This is a genomic window from Nostoc sp., assembly GCF_036916575.1.
In the GTDB taxonomy this organism is placed as follows: domain Bacteria; phylum Cyanobacteriota; class Cyanobacteriia; order Cyanobacteriales; family Nostocaceae; genus Nostoc.
Window position 1 is genome coordinate 1 of record NZ_JBALGC010000025.1, and the last position, 4,485, is coordinate 4,485.

1 protein-coding gene is annotated in these 4,485 nt (G+C 46.0%); it reads right to left on the minus strand.

Annotation, left to right across the window (positions count from 1 at the left end; genetic code table 11):
- Positions 1-405: 405 nt before the first annotated feature.
- Positions 406-3,957 (minus strand): DUF4912 domain-containing protein, encoded by a 3,552-nt coding sequence (locus tag V7L29_RS07060; RefSeq protein ID WP_334734975.1) that lies wholly within the window; start codon positions 3,955-3,957, stop codon positions 406-408.
- Positions 3,958-4,485 lie beyond the last annotated feature (528 nt).

The following is a 4,485-nucleotide window of genomic DNA, read 5'->3' on the forward strand; positions in this document are numbered from 1 at the left end:
CGTATCCGCAAGCAACTGGAGTACTTCCCTACCTTGCGGATGGCGATGGAACACGTCCTGAGCTTAGTGTCCTAACCAATCTGGCGATTGCTATAGCAATCCGATTTGATTCCTGAATTACTCGTGAAGACCGGGGACTGGGGACTGGGAAGAAGGAATAAAAGTGTACTGAGTTTTTGTCAAAAATCAAATATGAGTCCTATAGGAATCCGATTTTATTTCTGAAAATATACTGAGACTGAAAAGTCTGTTTTATCAGGGTTTTATCTGAAATCTTGTTCAAAAATCAGATATGAGTCCTATATGTTAGAAATTGTTAGTAAAACGAGTGCTGTTAAGTAACCCTCTCCCGATTTCCCCCTAAACGGGGAGAATCGGGTTAGAGGGGATAACTTAGCGTAATTACTAGCTTTCAGAAGTTTCCTGGGAGAACTTCTTATGGATAGTTTTGGTGGATTCCCCATCAGCAGCTACCGTTATGAGATAGTCAATTAAACCATCTGAAAAGGGGAGACGTAAGTGGAAAGTACCATCCGGTTTGATTTTGATGGTATGACCACCAATGTTTACGCTTGTATTTGGTTCGGTAGCTCCGTGAATAATCAACTCAGTATCTGCCACAAACCAGAAATCTCCGTGGGGACGACTGAAAACCCGAACATTGGTTGAACGAGCTATGAGTAACCAGCGTAGTTTACCGCCGTAGGCATCGCCATCAGCGATATAGCCAATTTCAACCATGTAGTCGCGATCGCTGACGGGAATAGCTACAAAGCGACCGTGTGCTACCTCTTCACATTCATACTGCTGTACAAGCTGGGGACTTTGATAACTCAAGTCAATCCCAGTCACATCGTACAGGCGCACTACCAATTGGGAGCCGCCCTGTTGTTGCAGCGCTTCCTTCTGAGTTTTGGAAATCTCCCAAGAGATATAAGCCCATTTAGGAGTGCGGGGTGTGAGCACAATACTGCTCTGTTGTTCACTGCTCTGTTGTTGGGCATCTACCAAGTTAATAGCTGTTTGACTTGTTAACGCTACATTTTCAACGGTGGGATCTGGATGCACAGGACTGAAGACACGAATGATCGCTGAACGGGCGATGAATAACCAGCGATTGCCATCAGCGACATAGCCAATTTCAGCTATGTAGTCGCGATCGCTGATGGGAATTTCTACAAAGCGATCGCGTGCTGTCTGTTCACATTCATACTGCTGTACAAGCTGGGGACTTTGATAACTCAGGTCTATCCCAGTTACATCATAGAGCCGGACTACCAATTGAGAGCCGCCCTGTTGTTGCAGCGCTGCTTTCTTGGTTTCGGAAATCTCCCAAGAGACATCAGCCCATTGGGGAGTGCGGTATCTAAGCACAATACTGCTCTCTTGTTGGGCATCTACCAAGCCAATACCTGTTTCATCCCCTGCTGCTACGCCCGTCGTAGACAGCGCCACATGATCAGCTATAGGATCTGGATGGATAGGACTGAAGACACGAATGATTGCTGAACGGGCGATGAATAACCAGCGCTCGCCATCAGCGACATAGCCAATTTCAGCTATGTAGTCGCGATCGCTGATGGGAATTTCCACAAAGCGATCGTGTGCCGTCTCCTCAGATTCATACTGCTGCACCAGGTGGGGACTTTGATAGCTCAGGTCAATTCCAGTCACATCGTAGAGCCGCACTACCAATTGGGAGCCGCCCTGTTGGCGCAGTGCTGCTTTCTTGGTTTCGGAAATCTCCCAAGATACATGAGCCGATGTTGAAGTATGAGGTGTGAGCACAATACTGCTCTGTTCATCTGCATCTACCAAGCCAATAGCTGTTTCGGCTGCGAGCGGCACATTGTCAACCTTAGTATCAGTTTGTCCTTGGGCATCTGATGCAATGGTAGCCCCGGCTCCAATCCCTGCGCCTGCTGCTAAAGCCCCAGCGGCGACAAAATCTGTGGAGTCAGCATCAGCATCACCTTCCCCAACAGTCGGCTCTGCTTGAAATTCTTCCTCTGGAAAATCGACAGTAGGTTCAGCTGCGTCCGCTACCACATTCAATATATCTTCTGGAAATTCTGGGAAATCGGGCAGTGAGGATGTTTGTGTGGCTGAGGGTTCTATATCCGTTGCCACTTCGCCAGACTCTGGGAAGGGCAATTCATCTACTGAGACTGTATCTTCAGTTGAGGTAATACTCTCTAGCCAGTTCAATTCTGCCTGGAGTTCCTCATCTATCTGATCTTCACTAATTTCTGTGTCCCAATATTCAAAATCAGATGTTACTTCTGGCACATCTGGTAATTCTGGGAGTGGGGCTAAAGCCTCAGATGAAGGCAGTTCCCCATTAGATGCCTCTTCTGGAATATTAGCCAGGTGAGGATATGAAGTATTTACTACAGCCGCTGGGGCTTCTATATCCCATGCAACCTCATCAGACTCAGGAGGATTTTTCTCAGTATAATTATTTACTTCATCTGTCTGAGCAATCGCATCTGTTTCTTTGTTGGTAAAGGCAGACCAGGTAGCCGTCCCGATGCCCGTTGCTAGAGCCGCACCACCGCTTAAAGCTGCGGCTCCCAAGTTGTTATTTTCTGATCCATTGGCTACGCCTGAGGTTGTGCCTTCATAGGGGTTAGAGGTGCCATTAGTTGCCTCTTGTACTAAATTTGATGTCCCCTGAGTAGCGTTCTGGGTCAGGTCAGATTGTGTTTGAGCATAGATGTTGAAAGGAATGCGATCAGGGGTTTCTTGCTCTTGGAAGTGGGGCACTAGCTGCTCCTCAAGCATCGCTCCGTTAAGGGAGGAATCTGTGCTGGCATCAAGCGCCGCCATTTCTACATCTTCTGTGCTGGGTGGACGAGGATTTGATTCTGGTAAGTTGTCTGTTTTCTCACTCGGCAATGGGCGTTTTCCCAGAGTCCGCCATAGTACCCCTCCAGCTACAGCCAGAAGAAAGACAGGTAGCAGCAACCAAATTGGTGTTTCTTTGTTTACAATTGGACTATTTTGTGCAGGAGCCGCTACAAACGGTTGTTCGCCAAATACAGAAGTAGTGGCACTAGGGGAAGGCGTAGCAGCAGGTGTCGTCTGGGCATTGGGAGAAGCCGTGACAGCAGGTTTTGATACGCTGGCTGCGATCGCCTCTGCTTCAGCTGTTCTAGCTTGTTCTATAGCTTGCTGTCCTGGGGGTGCAAGGGTAAAGCCGAGAAAATCTACTGTGGTTAAGCTGGGATTTTTTTTGTAAACGTAAACTAAAGGTTGCGAGAAGGGATATTTAGCATCATCTGGCAAGGCTTGATGTAATTGCAGAACTCGCACGCCTTTCAACTTCGATACCTGATTAGCTAAGACATAGCTGATGCCATCTTTGCCCAATTGTTGGATGATTTCTGCGGTATTATCCTCAGTTAATTGGGTAGCATTAGAGCCTGTAGCAAATTCAGCAGTTTTGAAGGCTGGATAAGCACGAAGAGTATTGCGAGTTTCACTCGTATTAGGGTGATCGATTAACCTAATCTTCCCTGGAGACCCCCCCAGTTGTGACCAATTTGTAATTTGTCCTCGAAAAATCCGGGCGAATTGCTTACTGGTCAAGCTTCCTTTAAAAGGATTATCTGCACCAACCACGATCGCAATCTTCTCACGGTGCAAGCGAACTTGCTCTAGTCCTTGGGCTTTTTCTGCTGGCGTCAACCCACGCCCCATTGCTACTATGTCGATTTTGCCATCTAGCAAATCTTTCAGTGCCGTACCAGTGCCGTTAGCAGCAACTTCAACCTTTGTACCGGAAAATTGTTTTTCAAAACTTTCTTTCAGGCTTTGGTTGATTGCACTCAAGCTACTTGAACCATCAATCTTTACTGTCGTCCCATTCTGCACTGTTTGCGGCAGTGTAAAAGAGGAAGAATCAGGTTTAGATTGTGCCAGCATGGGTTCTGAGACCAGTAAACTTGCTGCCATAGGGGTTGTTGCTAAGGCAAGCCATAATACCAGTCTAATTATCGAAGTATCTTTTTTTTCTTGTTGCCACATATGCCCCTTATTAAAGTAAAAAATAGAAAGCCTACCAAACCTAAATCACAATCTTGTTAGGGATTATGGAGGAGACGCGCTAATTATACATCTGAGTTATCTTTACTTCTAAATTCCTTTAGGGCACTTGTACTTTTTTATACTTTACTTTTGCTTGTATAGCATGATAATTTATACTCTAATTGCCAGAGTCTGTTTACTATAAAATTTTCTAATTTATATTGCAACTTATACCAAGTTGGTAGCTTATGGCCACAATTAAGAATTAGGAACTTCCAACTAAAAAAAATATCCTATCGCTGTGTAGGCAGGGGGGCAGGGAGCAGTTCTTGCTGGGGGAAAAAGAAAAATATTATCTGAGTAAATCAATACGCTTGGGTTAAGAGCAGGACTTACCCGAAAATTAAGAAAAACGAACCACAAAGGGGAGGCAGCGCGGTCTTCTCCCAAAGGGAG